The sequence below is a fragment of the Microvirga sp. HS2 genome (assembly GCF_055792805.1).
This window is the reverse complement of the sequence record NZ_JBVVAJ010000020.1, coordinates 61756-82611: the sequence shown is the minus strand read 5'-3', so window position 1 is coordinate 82611 and position 20856 is coordinate 61756. Positions and strand designations below refer to the sequence as shown.

At 64.5% G+C, this 20856-nt stretch carries 19 protein-coding genes; 10 read left to right on the top strand and 9 right to left on the bottom strand.

Translation table 11 applies throughout. From position 1 onward, the window contains the following. Positions 1–53 precede the first annotated feature (53 nt). Both ACS5Q0_RS17290 and ACS5Q0_RS17285 read left to right on the top strand, forming a co-directional pair. Entirely contained in the window at positions 54–419 is a 366-nt protein-coding gene (locus tag ACS5Q0_RS17290; RefSeq protein WP_473127892.1) for an ArsR/SmtB family transcription factor, read from the top strand. Next, positions 416–949, top strand: a complete 534-nt coding sequence (locus ACS5Q0_RS17285) for an SRPBCC family protein (RefSeq protein ID WP_473127891.1) — start codon at positions 416–418, stop codon at positions 947–949. Before ACS5Q0_RS17290 ends, ACS5Q0_RS17285 begins: the two co-directional genes overlap by 4 nt. Before the next feature lie 154 nt (positions 950–1103). Here ACS5Q0_RS17285 and ACS5Q0_RS17280 read toward each other — a convergent pair whose 3' ends face one another. After that, positions 1104–1325, bottom strand: coding sequence for an alkylphosphonate utilization protein (locus ACS5Q0_RS17280; RefSeq protein WP_473127890.1), 222 nt, complete (start codon positions 1323–1325; stop codon positions 1104–1106). A gap of 235 nt (positions 1326–1560) precedes the next feature. On the opposite strand from ACS5Q0_RS17280, the gene groES reads away from it, so the two are divergent. From groES to ACS5Q0_RS17255, 5 genes are all read left to right on the top strand, one after another. Beyond that, a complete protein-coding gene (groES, locus tag ACS5Q0_RS17275) occupies positions 1561–1875 on the top strand; it encodes a co-chaperone GroES (protein WP_473127889.1) in 315 nt (104 codons plus the stop codon). Positions 1876–1927: 52 nt separating this feature from the next. Next, the gene (groL, locus tag ACS5Q0_RS17270) at positions 1928–3553 is read left to right on the top strand and encodes a chaperonin GroEL (protein ID WP_473127888.1); all 1626 of its coding nucleotides are present in this window, start codon (positions 1928–1930) and stop codon (positions 3551–3553) included. A gap of 246 nt (positions 3554–3799) precedes the next feature. Further along, on the top strand, positions 3800–4489 hold the full coding sequence (locus ACS5Q0_RS17265; RefSeq protein WP_473127887.1) for an RNA polymerase sigma factor: 690 nt from the start codon (positions 3800–3802) through the stop codon (positions 4487–4489). Between the two features lie 125 nt (positions 4490–4614). After that, entirely contained in the window at positions 4615–5166 is a 552-nt protein-coding gene (locus ACS5Q0_RS17260; protein ID WP_473127886.1) for a DUF4142 domain-containing protein, read from the top strand. Continuing rightward, complete coding sequence (locus tag ACS5Q0_RS17255; RefSeq protein WP_473127885.1) at positions 5163–5489, top strand: cupredoxin domain-containing protein; 327 nt, start codon at positions 5163–5165, stop codon at positions 5487–5489. Before ACS5Q0_RS17260 ends, ACS5Q0_RS17255 begins: the two co-directional genes overlap by 4 nt. Before the next feature lie 75 nt (positions 5490–5564). Here ACS5Q0_RS17255 and ACS5Q0_RS17250 read toward each other — a convergent pair whose 3' ends face one another. After that, positions 5565–6281 carry a hypothetical protein gene (locus tag ACS5Q0_RS17250; RefSeq protein ID WP_473127884.1) on the bottom strand — a complete coding sequence of 239 codons (717 nt, stop codon included), beginning with the start codon at positions 6279–6281 and terminating at the stop codon, positions 5565–5567. A gap of 350 nt (positions 6282–6631) precedes the next feature. Between ACS5Q0_RS17250 and ACS5Q0_RS17245 the strand changes: the two genes are divergently transcribed. Together ACS5Q0_RS17245 and ACS5Q0_RS17240 are read left to right on the top strand one after the other, a co-directional pair. Continuing rightward, positions 6632–7720 (top strand): TRAP transporter substrate-binding protein, encoded by a 1089-nt coding sequence (locus tag ACS5Q0_RS17245; RefSeq protein WP_473127883.1) that lies wholly within the window; start codon positions 6632–6634, stop codon positions 7718–7720. A 167-nt stretch (positions 7721–7887) separates the two neighbouring features. Further along, positions 7888–8886 (top strand): LLM class flavin-dependent oxidoreductase, encoded by a 999-nt coding sequence (locus ACS5Q0_RS17240; protein ID WP_473127882.1) that lies wholly within the window; start codon positions 7888–7890, stop codon positions 8884–8886. A gap of 265 nt (positions 8887–9151) precedes the next feature. Here the strand turns inward: ACS5Q0_RS17240 and ACS5Q0_RS17235 are convergent, their stop codons facing one another. The 6 genes from ACS5Q0_RS17235 to ACS5Q0_RS17210 all read right to left on the bottom strand — a co-directional run bounded on the left by ACS5Q0_RS17235 (position 9152) and on the right by ACS5Q0_RS17210 (position 17188). Then, complete coding sequence (locus tag ACS5Q0_RS17235) at positions 9152–9994, bottom strand: ABC transporter permease (protein WP_473127881.1); 843 nt, start codon at positions 9992–9994, stop codon at positions 9152–9154. Then, positions 9991–10938, bottom strand: coding sequence for an ABC transporter permease (locus ACS5Q0_RS17230; RefSeq protein ID WP_473127880.1), 948 nt, complete (start codon positions 10936–10938; stop codon positions 9991–9993). The genes ACS5Q0_RS17235 and ACS5Q0_RS17230 overlap by 4 nt, the downstream gene beginning before the upstream one ends. 185 nt (positions 10939–11123) lie before the next feature. Beyond that, positions 11124–12605 (bottom strand): ABC transporter substrate-binding protein, encoded by a 1482-nt coding sequence (locus ACS5Q0_RS17225; protein ID WP_473127879.1) that lies wholly within the window; start codon positions 12603–12605, stop codon positions 11124–11126. Between the two features lie 158 nt (positions 12606–12763). Continuing rightward, the gene (gene ampC / locus ACS5Q0_RS17220) at positions 12764–13927 is read right to left on the bottom strand and encodes a class C beta-lactamase (RefSeq protein WP_473127878.1); all 1164 of its coding nucleotides are present in this window, start codon (positions 13925–13927) and stop codon (positions 12764–12766) included. A gap of 163 nt (positions 13928–14090) precedes the next feature. Then, positions 14091–15527, bottom strand: coding sequence for an aldehyde dehydrogenase family protein (locus tag ACS5Q0_RS17215; protein WP_473127910.1), 1437 nt, complete (start codon positions 15525–15527; stop codon positions 14091–14093). Positions 15528–15559: 32 nt separating this feature from the next. Continuing rightward, entirely contained in the window at positions 15560–17188 is a 1629-nt protein-coding gene (locus ACS5Q0_RS17210; RefSeq protein ID WP_473127877.1) for an ABC transporter ATP-binding protein, read from the bottom strand. A gap of 170 nt (positions 17189–17358) precedes the next feature. On the opposite strand from ACS5Q0_RS17210, the gene ACS5Q0_RS17205 reads away from it, so the two are divergent. After that, on the top strand, positions 17359–18786 hold the full coding sequence (locus tag ACS5Q0_RS17205; protein WP_473127876.1) for a coniferyl aldehyde dehydrogenase: 1428 nt from the start codon (positions 17359–17361) through the stop codon (positions 18784–18786). Positions 18787–18792: 6 nt separating this feature from the next. Here the strand turns inward: ACS5Q0_RS17205 and ACS5Q0_RS17200 are convergent, their stop codons facing one another. Beyond that, positions 18793–20838 (bottom strand): sensor histidine kinase, encoded by a 2046-nt coding sequence (locus ACS5Q0_RS17200; protein WP_473127875.1) that lies wholly within the window; start codon positions 20836–20838, stop codon positions 18793–18795. Between the last annotated feature and the right edge of the window lie 18 nt (positions 20839–20856).

Sequence of the window (20856 nt, the reverse complement as noted above, 5' to 3'; positions counted from 1 at the left end):
GTCATTCAACCTATCGGTTGACTATCTGAACGCTCGCGCTTATATTCAACCTCATGGTTGAATATGAAACGCCCCAGCTCGATTCCGTCTTTCATGCTCTCGGCGATGCCACCCGTCGGCGGATGCTGCGCGACCTCGCACGAGGGGAGCGCACCGTCAGCCAGCTCGCCGAACCCTTCGCGATCTCGCTCGCGGCCGCCTCGAAGCACATCAAGGCCCTGGAGAACGCCGGATTGATCAGGCGCGAGGTGCGCGGGCGGACCCATCTCTGCCGCCTCGACCCCGGGCCTCTGGCGAGCGCCCATCGATGGCTGAGCGTCTATGAACGCTTCTGGACCGACCGTCTGGATGTGCTCGAACGGCTTCTTCGCGAAGAGGATGCCGCAACAAAACCACCTTCCAAAGGAGACGACGAATGACCGATCTTGTGACCCTGGACGCCTACGGCGTGCTGACGGAGCCCGCCACGCTCAAGATCCAGCGACTACTGCCCGGTCCCATCGAGCGCGTCTGGGCCTACCTGACCGAGAGCGAGCTCCGCCGTCAGTGGCTGGCAGCCGGAGAGATGGAGATGAAGGAGGGAGCGTCCTTCGAGCTGGTCTGGCGCAATGACGAGCTCAGCGACCCGCCGGGCCGGCGGCCCGCCGGTTTTCCCGAGGAGCAACGGATGGAAAGCCGGATCACCGAGCTCGATCCGCCCCGCAGGCTCGCCATCTCCTGGGGCAGCACCGGAGGCGTGACGTTCGAGCTGGAACCGGAGGGGAGTGGGGTGCTGCTCACCGTCATTCATCGCCGGGTGCCCGACCGTTCGACCCTGCTGAACGTCAGCGCCGGATGGCACATGCACCTCGACGTCCTGGCGGCCCGCATGGCGGGCCGGGAGACGGAATCGTTCTGGGAGGGCTGGGCGCGCCTGAAGAACGACTACGACCGGCAGAGGCCGGCCTGATCGCCATCCCGGCGGGGCTTCGCCCTGTGAGCGTTTGGAAAAATTCGCTTTCCACGTCATGGCCGCACCTGTTGTGGCCATCCACGTCTTTGGAGCGGTTGAGCCGCCAGGACATGGATTCTCGGGACAAGCCCGGGCATGACGAAGCTGCTGCTTAGACCTTCTTCACGAACTCGGTCTTCAGCACCAGGCCTTTGATCTGCGCCGAGCGGCACTCGATCTCGCCCGCATCGTCAGTCAGGTGGATGTTCTTGAACACGGTGCCCCGCTTGAGAGTGGTGGAGGAGCCCTTCACCTTCAGGTCCTTGATCACCTGCACGGAATCGCCCTCGTTGAGCTGGGCTCCATTGCTGTCCCTGACAACTATATCGGACATTTCGATCTCCCTCGGCGCGTCCTGCGACCGGCCGGGAAGGGCATAGCCGCCGGACCGATCCCTTGTCCATCCGGGCTGTTACGGACCCGCTTGGCACTCGGTTCCCACGACTGCCAAAAAATTTTTCGGACCCCTCTTGAACGGTGAAGCTTGTTCAACCAAATCTTCGCTCGCGGAGGCCCCGAGAGGCTCCGTTTTTGGCATTTAACGCACTGAAAACATTGGAGGAAGCTTCATGAAGTTCCGTCCTTTGCATGACCGCATCGTGGTCAAGCGGATCGATGCGGAAGAGAAGACGGCGGGTGGCATCATCATCCCCGATACCGCCAAGGAAAAGCCCCAGCAGGGCGAAGTGATCGCTGTTGGTCCTGGCGCCCGCAACGAGACGGGGCAGCTCGTCGCCCTCGACGTGAAGGTCGGCGACCGGGTGCTCTTCGGCAAGTGGTCCGGCACGGAAGTGAAGATCGACGGCGAGGATCTCCTCATCATGAAGGAGAGCGACATCATGGGCGTGCTGGAAGAAGCCGCCGTCCAGAAGCAGGCCGCCTAAGGCCAGACATTTCAGAGTCACATATCGTTACGTCTCGAAGGAGTGACGAACAATGGCTGCTAAGGAAGTAAAATTCTCATCCGATGCGCGCGAGAAGATGCTGCGCGGCGTCGACATCCTCGCCGATGCGGTGAAGGTGACGCTGGGCCCGAAGGGCCGCAACGTGGTGATCGAAAAGAGCTTCGGCGCGCCGCGCATCACCAAGGACGGCGTTACCGTCGCCAAGGAAATCGAGCTTTCCGACAAGTTCGAGAACATGGGCGCCCAGATGGTGCGCGAAGTGGCCTCGAAGCAGAACGACCGCGCCGGTGACGGCACGACGACGGCGACGGTTCTCGCCCAGGCCATCGTGAAGGAAGGCGCCAAGGCCGTCGCCGCCGGCATGAACCCGATGGACCTCAAGCGCGGCATCGACATGGCGGTCGAGGCCGTGGTGGCGGACCTCAAGAAGAACGCCAAGAAGGTCACCTCCAACGACGAGATCGCCCAGGTCGGCACCATCTCGGCCAATGGGGACGCGGAAGTTGGCCGCATGCTCGCGGAAGCCATGCAGAAGGTCGGCAACGAGGGCGTGATCACCGTCGAGGAAGCGAAGTCGCTGGAGACCGAGCTCGACGTCGTGGAAGGCATGCAGTTCGACCGCGGCTATCTCTCGCCATACTTCATCACCAACGCCGAGAAGATGCGCGTGGAGCTGGAGGACCCCTACATCCTCATCCACGAGAAGAAGCTCTCCGGCCTTCAGGCTATGCTGCCCGTGCTCGAAGCCGTGGTGCAGAGCGGAAAGCCGCTGCTCATCATCGCCGAGGACGTGGAAGGCGAGGCTCTGGCCACGCTCGTGGTCAACAAGCTGCGCGGCGGCCTGAAGATCGCCGCCGTCAAGGCTCCGGGCTTCGGCGACCGCCGCAAGGCCATGCTCGAGGACATCGCGGTTCTCACGAAGGGCCAGGTCATCTCCGAAGACCTCGGCATCAAGCTCGAGAACGTGACGCTCCCGATGCTCGGCCGCGCCAAGAAGGTGGTGATCGAGAAGGAGAACACCACCATCGTCGATGGCGCGGGCGACAAGAAGGACATCGAGGCCCGCGTCGGCCAGATCAAGGCGCAGATCGAGGAGACCACTTCGGACTACGACCGTGAGAAGCTCCAGGAGCGCCTGGCGAAGCTCGCGGGCGGCGTCGCGGTGGTCCGCGTCGGCGGCGCGACCGAAGTCGAAGTGAAGGAGAAGAAGGACCGCGTCGACGACGCCATGCATGCCACCAAGGCGGCGGTCGAGGAGGGCATCTTGCCCGGCGGCGGCGTCGCTCTGCTCCGCGCCCTGAAGGCGCTCGACGGCGTGAAGCCCGTCAACGCCGATCAGAAGACCGGCGTCGAGATCGTTCGTCGCGCGCTGCAGGCTCCGGCCCGTCAGATCGCCCTGAACGCGGGCGAGGACGGCTCCGTGATCGTCGGCAAGGTGGCGGAGGCCGCGGATTACGCGTCCGGCTGGAACGCCCAGACCGGCGAGTACGGCGACCTCTACAAGTTCGGCATCATCGATCCGGCCAAGGTCGTGCGTGTGGCCCTCGAGGATGCCGCCTCCATCGCCGGTCTCCTCATCACGACGGAGGCCATGATCGCCGAGAAGCCGAAGAAGGAAGCGGCAGCGCCCGCCATGCCCGGCGGCATGGATTTCTAATCCGCTTCCGATCGTCGATCGACCAAGACGGCGCCGCAATCGCGGCGCCGTTTTTTCATGCGCCTCCCCATCGAGCCGGTCGGGAACCTTTCCGGATGTGGTACCATCCAAAGGCCTAGAGCATCGGACCCAAAAGTGGATTTGCACTTTTGGGGTCGATCCGATGCTCCCTTTTTGGAAGAGCGCATCGTTCAAGCGGAAAACCGGGTCCACTTTTCCGCACGATGCGCTGAAGGCAGGTGTCGCATGCACACGCGGATGAAAGCCGTCGCCGATCCGGGAGCCCTGGACGATTTCGGGCTCGTTCGTCGCGCCGTCGCGGGAGAGGACCAAGCCTTCCGGGGCATCATGCAGCGCCACAACCGGCGCCTCTACCGTGTTGCCCGGGGAATCCTCGGGAACGATGCGGAGGCCGAGGATGCGGTTCAGGAAACCTATCTGCAGGCCTTCTCCCATCTGCGGGATTTCAGGGGTGATGCCCGCCTGTCCACCTGGTTGACGCGTATCGTGATCAACGAGGCGCTCGGGCGCGTCCGGCGGCGCCGGGAACTGGTGGATCTGAGCCTGCTGGACGGCATGCACGACGGGGCGGCGCGGGTGCTGATGTTTCCTAGTCCGTCCGATCCCGAGGACGATGCCGGGCGCGCCCACTTGCGGCGGATGCTGGAGCGGGCGGTCGACGATCTTCCGCCGGATTTCCGGTCCGTGTTCATGATGCGCGAGATCGAGGAGATGAGCGTCGAGGAAACCGCCTCGCAGCTCGGGATCAATCCGGCGACGGTCAAGACGCGCCTGCACCGGGCGCGGCTGCTGCTTCGGAAGGCCTTGGCCGCACAGCTCGTCTCGACGTTGAAGGACGCCTTCCCCTTCGACGGCCAGCGCTGCGCGCGGATCGCCGAGCGCGTCATGCAGCGATGGCAGCAGGCGCGGGGCTGAACTTCCGGGAGATCCGCACGCGCCATTTCTCGGGAACCTCGCTCGTCTCCGTCGCATCCAACTCTAGGACATGAGGGGCATCCTCCCGGATGTCCCGCTCATGCCGGATGCTACAGGAGGATCGCATGTCCAGACTTCCCATGGCCCTGTTGGGCGCCGCCCTCTGTCTTGCCGCTCAAGGCGCGACGGCCCAGCAGAGCCCCAAGCCGACCGACCCGCAGATCGCGCACATCGCCTATACGGCGGGCGAGATCGACATCAAAGCCGCCGAACTCGCCCTGAAGCATTCCAAGAACAAGGAAGTTCGCGCTTTTGCGAACGACATGGTGCGCGACCACAAGGCAGTGAACGAAAAGGCCCTGGCGCTTCTGAAGAAGCTGAACGTCAAGCCGGAGGACAACGACACGAGCCGCTCTCTCCTGCAACAGGCGGATGCCAAGCGCAAAGAGCTGGAGGGCCTGAAGGGTGCCGCCTTCGATAAGGCTTATGCGCAAAACGAGGTCGCCTATCACCAGCAGGTGAACGGCGCGCTTCAGAACACGCTCATCCCGTCGGCGACGAACGGCGAACTGAAGGATCTGCTCTCGACCGGGCTCAAGATCTTCCAGGGACATGAGCAGCACGCGGAACATCTGGTGCGCGATCTCTCCACGCAATCCGGAGCGGCCCTGCAATGAATCCGACGGCCACGAGACCGATCAGGATCGTCGTCGCTTCGCTCCTGATGCTCGGACCATCCATGGCCGCGGGAGAGGCGAGCCGCATCGTCATGAAGTCGGTCGAATACGGCCCGAAGGAGGTCAGGGTGCATGTGGGCGACGTGGTGGAATGGCAGAACCAGGACATCGTCGCCCATACTGCGACAGCGAAGGACAAGAGCTGGGACGTCAATGTCATGCCCGGTCGGAGCGGGAGCGCGGTGATGAAGGTTCCCGGCACGTTCGACTACATCTGCCGCTATCATCCCAACATGACGGGAGAAATCATCGTCGAGCCTTGAGACGACGGAGCCCGCGCCGGTCGGTGTCGGCGCGGGCTCCGGTTTTTCGCAGGAATGCCCAAAGGCACTCGGGTTTTACTGCGTGGACTGTGCGGCCCCGGTCATGATCGAGCCCGTTGCCTCGTCGGATGGAATTTTCCGCAACTTCTTCACGAAGGCCACCAGGCTGTTGGCCTGCCCCTGCTCGGGCGCGATATGGGCCAGCACGCCGCTGTCGAACGGCTCCTCCTCCACGGCTCCATCGATCATGATGGTCGTCTTGATGCCGGTCTCCACATCGAAGGAGATGGACCTGACCTTGGTCCGGTGCGAAGAACTGACCGGTTCCGCGATGGCGGGCAGTGGGGCCGCGACCAGCGTCGGGGGCGTGGGAGCGTGCTCCTGAAGGACTGCGGCAGTCGGACGGAGCGCTGGCACAGGTGGTGTCGGGGTTGCCTTGCTCTCCTGCTCGTCCGCCTTGTCGTCTTTCCGCTTCTCTTTCAGGTTGGCCCAGCGTTCGGAAGAGGACTTTCGCGCTTCCGTCGATTGAGTGCTGTCGGCCAGAAGTTGATCGAGCTTCTCCTGAGCCAGCTTGGCTTCCCTTTGCGTCGTCGAACCGAGGGCCTTGACCAGAGGGTGCTTGGCGCTTTCCTCGTCGGCCTTGGCCTTCGCGGCTTTCGCGGCCTTGGCGGCGGCGATCCGTTCTTTGGCCCGCGCCGTCTCCGCGCGATTGTTCGAACTGTAGGAATACTTCTTGCCGTTGATCTCGTAGTAGACTTTCCTGGCTTCGGCACTGCTGCTGACGACTGCCAACACAATAACTGAGCCGAGTAAAACTCTCATCCTGTTCATCGGCATTTAAGAGCCTTCTGGCCCTTCCCCTCGTTTGAATAAAATTCAGTTAAGAAAATGTGGCAACTCTATGAAATAATGGAAGTTGCTATCAGCGAGCTAGGGGTATTCTCTCAATAACCTTGGCAAAATGGGAGTAATCCATAACCGCCGGGGATTTCATCTTTCATGCTCCCGGCCGGTTTCCTTGAGCCCTCAAGCCGTTGTTTCAGAAGGGAATGCACTGAAAGCGGCGCATTATTCTTACGGCGAATTGTCCGATGAACTGACGTTGCGTAAGCAACGGCAGATCAAGACATACGAGGGACCCAATGAAACGCCGTAATTTTCTTGCCACGGCCGGCGCGGGCATCGCCGCCGGCGCCATTGCCAGCCCGGCCATCGCTCAGTCCAATCCTGAAATCCGCTGGCGTCTGACCTCAGGCTTTCCGAAGTCTCTCGACACGATCTACGGCGGCGCGGACTTCCTGGCGAAGTACGTGTCCGAGGCGACCGAGGGCAAGTTCCAGATCCAGCCGTTCGCCGCAGGCGAAATCGTCGGCACCTTCCAGGCGGCCGATGCCGTCTCGTCCGGCACCGTCGAAATGGCCCACACGGCCGCCTACTACTATGTTGGCAAGGATCCGACCTTCGCCGCGGCCGCAGCGGTGCCGTTCACGCTCAACGCTCGCCAGCTCAATGCCTGGCAGTATCACGGCGGCGGCGTCGACCTCGTGAACGAGTTCATGGCCAAGCACAACCTCTTTGCGCTTCCGGGCGGCAATACCGGCACCCAGATGGGCGGCTGGTTCCGCAAGGAGATCAAGACCGTCGAGGACCTCAAGGGCCTCAAGATGCGCATCGCCGGAATCGCCGGTCAGGTCATGGCGAAGCTCGGCGTGATCCCGCAGCAGGTGGCCGGCGGCGACATCTACCCGTCGCTCGAGCGCGGCACCATCGATGCCGCCGAGTGGATCGGGCCCTACGACGACGAGAAGCTCGGCTTCCAGAAGGTCGCTCCGTTCTACTACTATCCGGGCTTCTGGGAGGGCGGCCTGACGCTGCACTTCATGTTCAACAAGGCCAAGTGGGAATCCCTGCCGAAGAACTATCAGGCGATCCTGCAGGCCGCCTGCATGGCTGCCAACCAGGACATGCTGGCCAAGTACGACGCCAAGAACCCGGCGGCTCTGCGCAGCCTCGTGGCGGCCGGCGCGCAGCTGCGTCCCTTCTCGCAGGAGATCCTCGACGCCGCCTACAAGGCGACCAACGAGGTCTATGCGGAAATCTCCGCCCAGAACGCGGATTTCAAGAAGATGATCGACTCGATCCGCGCCTTCCGGAACGAGGAATATCTCTGGTTCCAAGTGGCCGAGTACGCGTTCGACAGCTACATGATCCGCGCCCGCACGCGCGGCTGAATCTGAGGCAGATCAAGGCTTTCGAAGCCCGGCGTCACAAGCGCCGGGTTTTTTCATGCAGGGCTGCTCCGCTCTGGATGGAGAGTTGAGGACTTGCATCGCCCGTGCAGAGTGCTGATCTGAGGGCAACCTCATCTGTGTCCGAACAGCCTCAGAAAGACCGTCCGATGCCTCCCTTGTCCATCCTCGATCTCGCGAATATTCCCGAAGGGGCCACGCCCGCCGATGCCCTGCGCCGGTCCCTCGATCTGGCTCAGCATGCGGAACGCTGGGGCTATCGCCGCTTCTGGCTGGCCGAGCATCACAACATGGTGGGTATCGCCAGCGCCGCCACGAGCGTCGCGATCGCCCATGTGGCCGGCGGCACGAAGACGATTCGCGTGGGCGCGGGCGGCATCATGTTGCCCAACCATTCGCCGCTGATCATCGCTGAGCAGTTCGGCACCCTCGACGCGCTCTTCCCGGGCCGGATCGACCTTGGCGTGGGTCGGGCTCCCGGCACCGACCAGCGCACCATGCGGGCCCTGCGCCGCGATCCCACGAGCGCCGACACCTTCCCCCAGGACGTGGTTGAATTGCAGGCGCTGCTCGGGCCGCTGCAGCCGGGACAGGTGATCCAGGCCGTGCCCGGCACCGACAGCAACGTGCCGATCTGGATTCTGGGCTCCAGCCTCTTCGGCGCTCAGCTCGCCGCGATGCTGGGACTGCCTTATGCGTTCGCGTCGCATTTCGCGCCGAACGCGCTCTTCCAGGCCCTTCAGGTCTATCGCGAGCGTTTCCAGCCCTCCGCCCAGCTCGACAAGCCCTATGCGATGGTGGGCGTGAACGTGATCGCCGCCGATACGGACGAGGAGGCGAGGGGTCTCTTCACCTCGGCCCAGCAGGCCTTCACCAACATGTTCCGCGGCACGCGCGGCAAGCTCCAGCCGCCCATCGACGACATCGAGACCTACTGGACGCCCGCCGAGAAAGCGCAGGCCTCCGCCATGCTCGCATGCTCCTTCGTCGGCTCGGCGAAGACCGTGCGCGAGGGGCTCGAAGGCTTCCTCGAACAGACGGGCGCGGACGAACTGATCGTCGCCTCGGCCATCTACGATCACGGAAAGCGCCTGCGCTCCTACGAGATCCTGGCGGAGGTGCGCGAGGCCATGGGCAAGGCGGCTTAAGCGATCCGGCGAACCCCACCTCAGAGGCTGACACGAGGAGCATGGGCAATGCTCCTCCCTCGTAAGTCGCAGGCGCGCCTGCGACATGCGAGGTCAGGCGCGACATAACTCTCCTCCCCCTTGTGGGGAGGAGTTGGAGGTGGGGGTGGCGGCGCTGAACTGGACCAGCGTAGCGCTCACACCCCCACCCTTAATCCCTCCCCACAAGGGGGAGGGGAAGCCCGCGCCTCTCTCCAAGAGGGCCGTTCTGTTCCGTGAGATGTTCTCAAGCCGTCGCGCCCCGGTCCTTCAGCGTGGGGTCCAGCGCATCGCGCAGGCCGTCGCCCAGGAGGTTCAGCCCCAGCACCGAGAGGGCGATGGCGATGCCCGGCGCGATGGCGAGGTGAGGGGCCTGCGAGAGGTAGGTCTGCGCGTCGCTCAGCATGCGCCCCCAGCTCGGATTGGGCGGGCGCACGCCGAGGCCCAGATAGCTCAGGCCCGCCTCGGTCAGGATGGCCATCGCGAGCTGGATCGTGACCTGCACGATCAGCGCGCCCGCGATGTTGGGCATCACGTCCTCCCACGTGATCCGCAGCGGATGCTTGCCGATGGCGCGGGCGGCCGCGATGTAGTCGAGCGCCCAGACCTGCAGCGCCACGCCGCGCGAGACCCGCGCGAAGACCGGCACGTTGAAGACCGCGATGGCCAGGATGGCGGCGAGCGGGCCGGAGCCCACGAGCGCGCCGATCATGATGGCCGAGAGCACGGCCGGGAAAGCGAACACCACATCCGACACGCGCATGGCGATCTCGTCGGCGAGGCCCTTCCACGCCGCCGCGCTGGTGCCGATCGCCGTGCCGATGGCGGCGCCCAAGAGAACCGCCGGCCATGCGATGGCGAGCGAGTTCCAGGCTCCCACCATGAGCAGCGACGTCACGTCCCGCCCGAAATGATCGGTGCCGAGAAGGCCCGCCTCCAGGGGAGCCTTCAGGCGCATGGCGACCCGCACGCGAGTGGGCACCTCGGGCGTCCAGACGAGCGAGAGGAGGGCGGTGGCGATGAGCAGCGCCGTCAGAACGCCGCCGACGACGAGAGCGGTGTTGAGCCGGATGGGAGAACGCAACGTCATGCCCGGCTCCTCAGGCGCGGATCGAGGATCGTGTAACCGATGTCGACCAGGAAATTCACCACGATCACGAGGCCGGAGAAGATCAGCACGATATCCTTGATCACCACGAGGTCGCGCTGGTTGAGCGCCTGATAGGCGAGACGCCCGAGCCCCGGCAGGTTGAACACGTTCTCGACCAGGATCGCGCCGCCGAAGAAGAACGAGAGCTGAAGGCCGAGGATCGTGGTGATAGGGATGAGGGCGTTCGGCACCACGTGCCGGCGCAGGGTCGCGCCTCGGTTCACGCCCTTCGCCCGCGCCGTGCGCACGAAATCCGCCGCGATGACTTCGAGCGTCGCGGAGCGCGTCACGCGGGTGAGCACGGCTGCCTGGGGCAGGGCGAGCGCCACGGCAGGCAACAGCAGCGCCTTGAGAGCCGGCCAGAACCCGGCCTCCCAGCCGGGAAATCCGCCCGCGGGAAACCAGCCGAGGCGGGTGGAGAAAAACAGGATGAACAGCAGCCCGATCCAGAAATTCGGGACCGCGACCCCCATCTGGCTGAAGACCAGGACGGCGCGGTCGACGGGCCCGTCCCGACGGGCCGCGGCGGCGACCCCGAGCGGCAGCGCGAGCGCGGTCGAGATGACGATCGCGAGCAGGCTCAGCGGCAGCGTGACGCCCATGCGCTCGGCCACCAGCGTCGAGACCGGCATCTTGTAGGTGATGGACTTGCCGAGATCGCCGTGGAGGAGGCCGCCGACCCAGTCCACGTAGCGGAACAGGGCGGGCTGATCGAGCCCGAGCTCGTGCCGCAGCGCCGCCAGCGTATCTTCCCGCGCGGCCGTGCCCAGCATGATGGCCGCCGGATCGCCCGGCAGCACTTCCAGGATCAGGAAGATCGCCAGCGAGACGAAGAGAAGCGTCACGACCAGCGAGAGGAGACGGGAGGCGATGAGGCGCAGCATGGCCTATAGGGGCCTCGTGCTAATCACGCGCTGGACGAGAAAACGATCCATCGAATGCCAATGTACACTCCTCCGCCTTGTGGGGAGGAGATGAAGGTGTGAGCGGTAGCCTGTGACGGTCTGGCGCCGGCGCCCCCACCCTAGCCCTCCCCGCAAGGGGGAGGGAAGGGGCGGGAGAGGGTTGTTCACTCCGTCCACGACGCTTCCGTCACGTCGTTGATCGGAATCGGCGAGTTCTCCCACATGCCCTGGAGCTTCGCGTTCCACACGCCGAGCTTCGGCAGCTGGAAGAGGAAGAGGGCGGGCACGTCCTCGGCCAGGATCTTCTGCGCCTGCGCATATTTGGCAAAGCGCGCCTTCTCGTCGGTGGTCCTCGCGGCGTCCGCGATCAGCGCCTTGAACGTGTCGTTCTTGTAATTGAAGTAGTAGTTGTCGCGGGCGAAGATATCGATGTCGAGCGGCTCCGTGTGCGAGACGATCGTGAGGTCGTAATCCTTGTTCTTGAAGACCTCCTCGATCCACTTGGCCGGGAATTCGGTCGGGATGATCTTCAGCTCGACTCCGACCTCCGCGAACATGGCCGCCATCAGCTCGGCGGAGCGGCTCGCATAGGCCATCTGCGGCGTCTTGATGGTGATCGACAGGCCGTTGCCGTAGCCCGCCTCCTTGAGCAGGGCCTTGGCCTTCTCGGGGTCGTAGGGAATGACGCCGGTCATGTCCACATAGGCCGGATTGTTGGGCGAGAAGAAGCTGCCGATGGGCGTGCCGAAGCCGGAATACGCGCCCTCGATGAGCGCCTTGCGGTCGATGGCGTGCATGAGCGCGCGGCGCACGCGCACGTCGTCGAACGGCTTCTTGGCGTTGTTCATGCCCGCGACCGTTTCGCCTTCCGTGTTGCCGGCCACGGCCTTGAAGCGCGAATCCTTCTGGAACTCGGCGAAAAGCTCAGGAGCCGCGAGGTTCGGGAACGCGTCCACGTCGCCCGCGCGCAAGGCAGCGACCTGCGCCTGCGAGTCGCTGATGAAGCGGAAGGTGACGCTCTCGAGCTTCACCTTGTCCTTTTGCCAGTAGTTCGGGTTCTTGACGAGCTCGACCTTGTCGCCGCGCGTCCAGGATTTGAACTTGAACGGGCCGGTGCCGACCGGATTGGCCGCGTTGCCGGCGGCGGATTCGGGCGCCACGATCACCGCGTCGCCCCAGCCGAGATAGGTGAGGAAATTGCCGGATGTTTCCTTCAGCTTGATCACCACGGTCTTGAGATCGGGCGTCTCGATGCTGTCGATGGGCGCGAAGATCTGCTTCTGCGCGTTGGTGGATTTCGGATCGCGGGCGCGGTCGAAGGCGAATTTCACGTCGGCGGAATCGAAGGCGGTGCCGTCGTGGAACGTCACGCCCTCGTGAAGATGGAACGTGTAGGTGAGCCCATCGGGCGAGATGTCCCAGCTTTTCGCGAGAAGCGGCTGCACCTTGCCGTTCCTGTCGATGCGCACGAGGCCCTCGTAGAGATTGGCCAGGGTAACCTCGCGGATGGCGACCGGCGCGGCGATCGTCGGATCGAGGCCCGGCGGCTCGATGGGCATGCCGACGACGAGGGAGGTTTTGGCGGCGAAGGCCGGAACGGCGCTCACGGAGAGCAGCAGGGCGGCGGCCAGGAAACGCTTCGACATAAGGCGGATCTCCATCCGGTGTGATCAGGAGCGAGGGTCGCTGTGGCCCACAGCTTACGCAGTGTGACGCCGGATGGAAGATGTTCCTTGCCGATTTTTAGGGATTGCCAGGCGCGATGGCGCGAAACTCCGGAAACGCGCCTCCGGCCCCGAGCGGCTCATTCCGTCAGACGCGACAGCACATGATGGGCGGCTTTGACCCGGGCTTCATTGGGGTAGGCTTTGTTCGCGAGCATGACGATGCCGACCTTCTTCTCCGGGATATAGGCGACATAGGCTCCGAACCCGTTGGTCGATCCGGTCTTGTTGAGGATCACGTCTCCTCGCGGAGGCATGGGCGGATCGATCGCGGTCGCCGGGATCGCGCGCGCATTGGCGGTGTTTCCGGCGACGATTCTCTCCAGCGCGACGGGGTAGGGGTATTGCTCCCAGATGAGGTCCTGGATCAGTTCACCCGAACGGAAATACCCGGTCTGCGTCCTCTCGATGGCGCGGGCGATTGTCGCGGGCACCGGGCCGATTCCCATGTTCGCCTCGAGGAAGCGGATCATGTCCACGGCGTTCGATTTCACGCCATAGGCTTCCGTCGCGAGAAGGCCGGGGGAAACCCGGACCGGCTTGCCGTTGCGGTTGTATCCCCAGGCATAGGATGTCATGTCCGACGCGGGAACGTCGACATGGGTGCGCCGTAGCCCGAGCTCGCGGAACAGGCGTTCCGCCAGGGTGGAGAACCGTTCGCCCGTGGCCCTCGCGGTGGTGATGCCGAGAAGTCCGATGCTCGGATTGGCGTAGCTGCGGACGGTGCCCGGAGCGAATTCCGGCTTCCAGTCGCGGTAATAGGCAATGAGCTGTTTCTCGGTCTTCACCTCGTCGGGAAGCTGAAGCGGAAAACCGCCCGCCGTATGGGTTGCGAGATCCAGAAGCCGCACGTCGCCCAGGGCGCTGCCCTTCAGTTCGGGCATGTGCCGGCCGACGGGATCGTTCAGCGACAGCTTTCCTTTGACCTCCGCATAGGCCGCAAGGGTGGCCGTGAACGTCTTGCTGACGGAGCCCAGTTCGAAGAGCGTGTCGCGCGTCACGGGAGCTCGGGGCTCCTTGGAAGCGACGCCATACTCGATGAAATGGCGCGTCCCATCGATCGTCACGGCAACGGCCAGTCCCGGAATTCCATATTGTTCGAGGACCGGCTTCATCGCTTCGTCGACGGCCTGCCGCACCTCGGCCTGGTCCGATCCGGCGCCGAGCGCGGCGGACATGCCGCCGAGGACGAAAGCGAGAAGAGGGGCTGCAACTCTGGGGGAAAGACGCAACTGCAAAAGCATGTCCTTTTCAATTCCGGATCGGAAGACCGGCGAATGCCTGTGATCTTTTGCTGAAGACCATCGGACGGGACACGGCAGGTCCGGTGCTATTGGGAGCCACCGGCAATAGCCGATGGCGGGAGCACCGTCCTGCCGTGCGAAGAGCATCCAGGCGGGATCGAGCCTACCCGTGCGCGATGACGAGCGTCTTGGTGGTGGTGAATTCCACCAGACCCTCGAAGCCCTTCTCGCGTCCATGGCCCGAGCGGCCGAAGCCGCCGAAGGGCAGCTCGATGCCGCCGCCGGCGCCGTAGCAGTTCACGAAGACCTGACCGGCCCGCATGGCGCGGGCGACGCGGGTCGAGCGCATGGCGTCGCGCGTCCATACCCCGGCCGCGAGGCCGTAGGGCGTGCCGTTTGCGAGCCGGATCGCCTCGCCCTCGTCCTCGAAGGGCGTCGCCACCAGAACCGGGCCGAACACCTCTTCTTGGGAGAGAATGCTCTGATGGGGCACGGGCGCGAGGAAGACGGGCGGAACGTAAAAGCCCTCGGCCGGCGCATCGAGGGCCACGGTGCCTTCGCCCATCATGCGAAGGCCTTCGTTGCGGGCGCGCTCCAGGTAGCTGAAGACGCGGCGCTGCTGCGCCTGGTTGATCATCGGGCCGAGATCGGGCTCGCGCTCGGGATGGCCCGCGCGCAGCGCCCGGAAGCGTTCGGCGACGGCGCTTACCACGTCGTCGAAGATGCCGCGCTGGATCAGCAGGCGGCTGCCCGCCGAGCAGGTTTGCCCGCCGTTCTGGATGATTGCGTTGACGAGGGTCGGCAGGGCGCGTTCGAGATCCGCATCGTCGAAGACCACCTGGGCCGATTTTCCGCCGAGTTCGAGAGTCACGCCGACATGGTTCTGGGCGGCGGCGGTCTGCACGGCGGTGCCCGTCTCAGGGCTGCCGGTGAAGGACAGGAAATCGATGCCGGGATGCGCCGAGAGCGCCGCGCCCGCCGTGCGGCCGAGACCCGTCACGATGTTGAGCGCGCCGTCAGGGAAGCCCACCTCGCGCGCAAATTGCGACACCCGCAGAATGGTCAGCGACGCATCCTCCGCAGGCTTCACGACGGTCGCGTTGCCCGCAGCTAGAGCCGCGCCCACGGAGCGGCCGAAGATCTGCATCGGGTAGTTCCACGGGATGATATGACCCGTGACCCCGTGAGGCACCCGCTCGACACCGATGAAATGGGTGTTGAGATAGGGGATCACGTCGCCGTGCAGCTTGTCGGCGGCGCTGCCGTAGAATTCCAGATAGCGGGCCAGGGCGATGGCATCGGCGCGCGATTGGCGCAGGGGCTTGCCGTTGTCACGGCTCTCCAGGGCCGCGAGTTCGTCCGCATGCGCCTCGACGATGGCGGCGAGCTTCATCAGCAGGCGTCCACGCTCGGTGGCGGTCAGCTTGCCCCAGGAGCCTTCGAACGCATCGCGCGCGGCCTTGACCGCCGCATCGACGTCCTGCGCCGTGCCCGACGCGATCTTGGCGAAGAGCGCTCCGTCCACCGGCGAAACGACATCCAGCAGCATGTTGTCGGAGGCGGGAACCTCCTTGCCGCCGATGAGATGCCTGAAAACCATGTCGGGTGCGATATGCGGGTTGATCTGGTCGTTCACCGGTCTGGGCCTCCGTCAATCATTCTGGTTTTTCCCGGCACGGCGGCCAGGAGCTGGCGCGTATAGTCATCGCGCGGGTTTGAAAACAAATGCGCGGTTTCCGCCATTTCGACAATTCGACCTTTTTGCATGACAGCCACCCGGTCGCAGATCTGGGCGGCGACCCGCAGATCGTGGGTGATGAAGAGAATGGACAGGCCCAGCTCCTCCTGCAGGGTTTTGAGCAGCTTCAGGATCTCGGCCTGCACGGAGACGTCGAGGGCGGACACCGCCTCGTCCGCCACCAGAACGTCGGGCTTCATGGCGAGCGCCCGGGCGATGCCGATGCGCTGGCGCTGGCCGCCGGAAAATTCATGCGGATAGCGCTCGGCGGCCTGCGCGGGCAGGCCCACCTTTTCCAGCAGGATGCGCGCGTCCTCGAAAGCCTGCTTGGGATCGATCCCTTGCGTGATCGGACCCTCCGCGATCAGATATCCCGCTGTGCGCCTCGGATTGAGAGAGGCGAAGGGATCCTGAAACACCATCTGGATCCTGCGGCGGTGCGGACGCAGGTCGTGCTGCGAAAGGGAGCTGAAGACGAGGTCTCCGATCTCGATCCTTCCGCCGTCGGGCTCGATCAGGCGCAGCACGCAGCGCCCGACTGTCGATTTGCCGGAGCCTGACTCGCCGACGAGGCCCAATGTCTCGCCGCGGCGGATGTCGAAGGTCACCGCATTCGCCGCCTGAACCTCCCGGTTCCTTCCGAAGAAGCCGCTGCCGCCATAGGTCTTGGTGAGAGCGTCGACCTTGAGGGTGATCGGTTCGTTCTGGAGCTGCTTCGGAGGCGGCGGCGTGAGCGACGGCACCGCCGCGAGCAGACGTCTGGTATAGGGATGCTGCGGATTGTTGAGCACCTCGTCCGCGGTTCCCTGTTCCACGAGCTCGCCGTTCTGGAGCACGGCGACACGGTCGGCGATCTCGGCGACGACGCCGAAATCATGCGTGATGAAGAGAACCGCCGTGCCCTTTTTCCGGCGCAGGTTGTCGATGAGCTTGAGCACCTGCGCCTGCGTCGTCACGTCGAGAGCGGTCGTCGGCTCGTCGGCGATGAGGAGCTTGGGCTCCAAGGCGAGCGCCATGGCGATCATCACCCGCTGGCGTTGGCCGCCTGAGAGTTCATGCGGGTAGGCGCGGGCGATGAGTTCGGGGTGCGGCAGATTCACCTCGGTCAGCAAATCCATGACGCGCTTGACGCGGTCCGTCGTGTTCAGCAGGCCATGGGCGCGGAAGGTTTCGGCGATCTGATCCGCCACGCGCATGACCGGGTTCAGCGAGGTCATGGGTTCCTGGAACACCATGCCGATGTCCCGCCCGCGCACGTCGCACCACCCTTCTTCGCCGAGGGCAAGAAGATCGCGCCCGCCGAGCCTGACGGCTCCCGAGAGCACGGTCACCGCCGGCGGCAGCAGGCCGATGGCCGCCATGGCGGTCATGGATTTGCCGGATCCCGATTCTCCGACGACGCAGAGGGTCTCTCCCGGCCGGATCGCCAGCGACAGATCCCGGATCGCATATTGCCGGTCCGCCAGGGCGGGCAGGCCGATGGACAGGCTCTCGATCGACAGCACAGGGGAGGGGTCGTTCACTCACAGTCTCCTGCTGCGGGCGCAAGGGAACCCGACAAGAACGGCAGCATCTTCGCCCCATGGCCCCTTCGTCAATCCGCCAGGGCCGTTTGGGGCTTGAAAACCCGCTTGGTTGAGAAGAGGCGCTCTCTTCCCATATCCTCGCCGTGGTTCAGGCGGAGTTCGTGCCGGTGCATGATAGCGTTTCACTCGCCCCGAGAGGGCGGCTTCAGGACCTGTTCGACGTGCAGCGGCGAGCCTGGGCCGAGCATGGGGCGCTTTCCGTCGCGCGTCGCGCCGAAACCCTGGAGGCGCTCTCCGCGGCGCTCGTCCGCCATGCAGATGATTTCGCGCGCGTGATCGCGCAGGATTTCGGCCATCGCTCCACGCAAGAGACGAAGCTTGCGGATCTCTATCCCACCGTGGCCGGGCTGCGCCACGCCCGAAAGCATTTCCGGCGCTGGATGAAGCCCCGCAAGCGGCCGATCCAGATGATGTTTCAGCCGGCGTCCGGCTCAATTCACTATCAGCCTCTCGGCGTCGTCGGGATCATCAGCCCCTGGAATTATCCGGTGCAGCTCGCCCTGTCGCCGCTCGCGGGGGCGCTGGCCGCAGGCAACCGGATCATGATCAAGCCCTCGGAGCTGACGCCTCGTACCTCGGCCCTGCTGGAGCAGGTGATCGGCGAGGTGTTCGACGAGAGCGAGGTTGCGGTCGCGCAGGGCGGCGTGGACGTGGCGCAGGCCTTCGCGCGCTTGCCCTTCGATCACCTGTTCTTCACCGGCTCGACGGCCGTGGGGCGCGACGTGATGAAGGCCGCCGCCGAGAACCTCGTTCCAATAACGCTGGAGCTCGGAGGAAAGTCGCCGGCGATCATCGCTCCCGATTATCCGCTCGAAAAGGCCGCCGAGCGGATCGCGGTCGGCAAGCTGTTCAACGCGGGGCAGACCTGCATCGCGCCCGATTACGTCCTGGTTCCGAGTGAGCACGAGGCGGCTTTCGTCGCCGCGTTCCGGGATGCCGTGGAGCGCTTGTATCCGACGCTCGCCGCCAATCCGGACTATACCGCCATCGTCAACGAGCGGCATTACGAGCGCCTTCGCAGCCTCATCGCGGATGCCGAAGCGAAGGGAGCCGTCCCGCACGCGATCAACCCGGCAGAGGAGACGTTGGAGCCGGCCATGCGCAAGATCGCGCCGGTCGTCCTGACCCGAGTGCCCGCGACTGCGGCCGCCATGCAGGAGGAAATCTTCGGCCCCGTGCTGCCCGTCGTTTCCTATGGTGCGATCCAGGAGGCGATAGGCTTCGTCAACGGGCGTCCGCATCCCCTGGCGCTGTACGTGTTCAGCCACGACAAGGCGCTCGTCGAGCAGGTGCTCGATCGGACCTCGTCCGGCGGCGTCGCCGTCAACGAGACGCTGCTTCATTGTGTTCAGGAAGAGCTGCCTTTCGGTGGCGTCGGCGCGAGCGGCATGGGATCCTATCACGGCGAGGCGGGCTTCCGGACCTTCAGCCATGCCCGCTCCGTCTTTCGCCAGGCCCGCATCAATGGGGCCGGGATGACGAAGCCGCCCTATGGCGGGCGCCTGAAGCGCATGCTGTCCTTTCTTTTGCGATGAAGCCCGCTATGGCAGGGGAATGGACATGTCGTAGGAGACGCCGACCGCGTCGAAGGTGATCGACATGGTGCCGTTCAGCTCGCCCTCGATACTGCGGCGGATGAGGCGCGAGCCGAAGCCCTGGCGTTTGGGGGGCTGAACGGGAGGACCGCCGGTTTCGGCCCACCGGAGGCGCAGATAGGGCGGTTGGCTCTCGGATTCGACGATGGCCCATGACAGTTCGAGCCGGCCCGTCAGAACCGAGAGAGCGCCGTATTTGGCGGCGTTCGTGACCAGTTCGTGCAGGACGAGGCCGAGATTGATCACATAGCGCGGTGGGAGATTCACCTTCGGCCCGCTGAGCACGACCCTCTCGTCCGCCTCCCGCTTGTAGGGAGCGAGCTCCTGCTCGGCGAGGTCGTGCAGATCGGCCTCGCGCCAGGATTTCAGGGTCAGCAGGTTGTGGGTCATCGAAAGGGCGAGCAGCCGTCCCTCGAACGCGTCCTTGAACTGGGTCGGGCTCTTGGACGAGCGCAGGGTCTGGGCGGCGATGGACTGGACGGTCGCCAGGGTGTTCTTGACCCGATGGTTCAACTCGTCGAGGAAGAAGCGCTGCTGCTCGTCCACCTGCCTGCGCTCGGTGATGTCCTGGATGATGCCGACGAAGAAGACGGGCTTCTTCCGGCTGTCGAAGGACACTTTTCCCCTCGATCCGATCCAGCGCACCGTCCCGTCCGGGCGACGCACGCGATACTCGTCCTCGTAGTTGCCGTTGCCGAGAACGGCGTCGCGCAGCTTCGCGAGGACCTGTTGCGCGTCGTCCGGGTGAACGATCGATTTCCACTCCTGCACGTTGTTCAGGGTATGCGCTACGGGCAGGCCCAGGAGAACGGCCGCCTGGTTCGACCAGCCGCCGATGCGCTTGCGGTGATCGTACCACCACGTGCCCATGTGACCGGCCTCGAGGGCGAGGCGGGCCCGCTCCTCGCTCGCCTTCAGGGCTTCCTGGCGCTCGGCGACGTCATCCATGAGATCATTGAAGGCTTTCGCAAGGAGTCCGAATTCGCCCGAATTTCTCGGCAGGTTGATGCGGGCCTGATAGTCGCCGCGCCGCCAGTCCCTGACGGCGTTCGTCATGATCTCGAACGGTTTCGTGATGAAGGCGCGGCTTGCCAGCCATGAGAGCGAGAGAGCGAGGACGAGCGCCGCCGCGATCAGCATGAAGCCGCGTTTCGCCGCTTCGTTGATGGTCGCGAACGCGACCTTCGACGACAGACCGGCGCTCACATAGATGTCCTCGGCGGGAGGGCTCCCTATGGGAATATAGCCGTAGATCCTGTTCGTGCCGTCGAGGCTTTCCGCCCTGAAGGTGCCGGGATCTTTGGCGCTCAGGTATCCAGAGAACGCATCGGGTATCTTGGTTCCGATGAACCTCTCCGGATAGGGCTCCCGCGAGAGGATGATCCCGTTGCTGTCGGCGAGGGTGAGAGACCCGCCGACGGGGAGCACGCGCGCCTTCAATTCCCTGTCGAGCCAGCGCAGATCCATGGCGGCCGCAATGACGCCGATGATGTTCCCGTCGTCCCCCCAGATCGGAAGCGACAGGGGAATGACCGAGTATGCGCCGAGCCCCGCTTCCGTGAATTCGGCCGTATACGTTCCTACGGCGAACGATCTCTTGGTAACGCTTTCCTGAAAATAGGGACGGTCCTTGAAGCGCAGATCGGCGTTGATGAAAGCTCTGTCGTTACAGCGAACGGCTCCTTCGAGGTCGAGCACCACGAACGCGATGATGTGCGGAACCTTCTGGTGCACTGACCGCAGATAGGCATTGCAGGCCGGCCTGTCGAAAGTCCGGATCGACGGTGTCTCGTCCATGGCCAGGAGAAGGCTGTGAACGCCGTCGAAGATATGGCCGACCTCCGACGCCACCAGCGTCGCCTGACGGATGACGAGGTCGTTGATTTCGGCCTCCCGGGCGCGTCTCAGCGAAACCTCCGTAAACGCCCAGATGACGAGTGCGGGCAGAACGGAGATCAAGGCCAGGAGGAGCAAACGTCTCGTCAGAGTCATGCAGATGCCCAGTCTGAG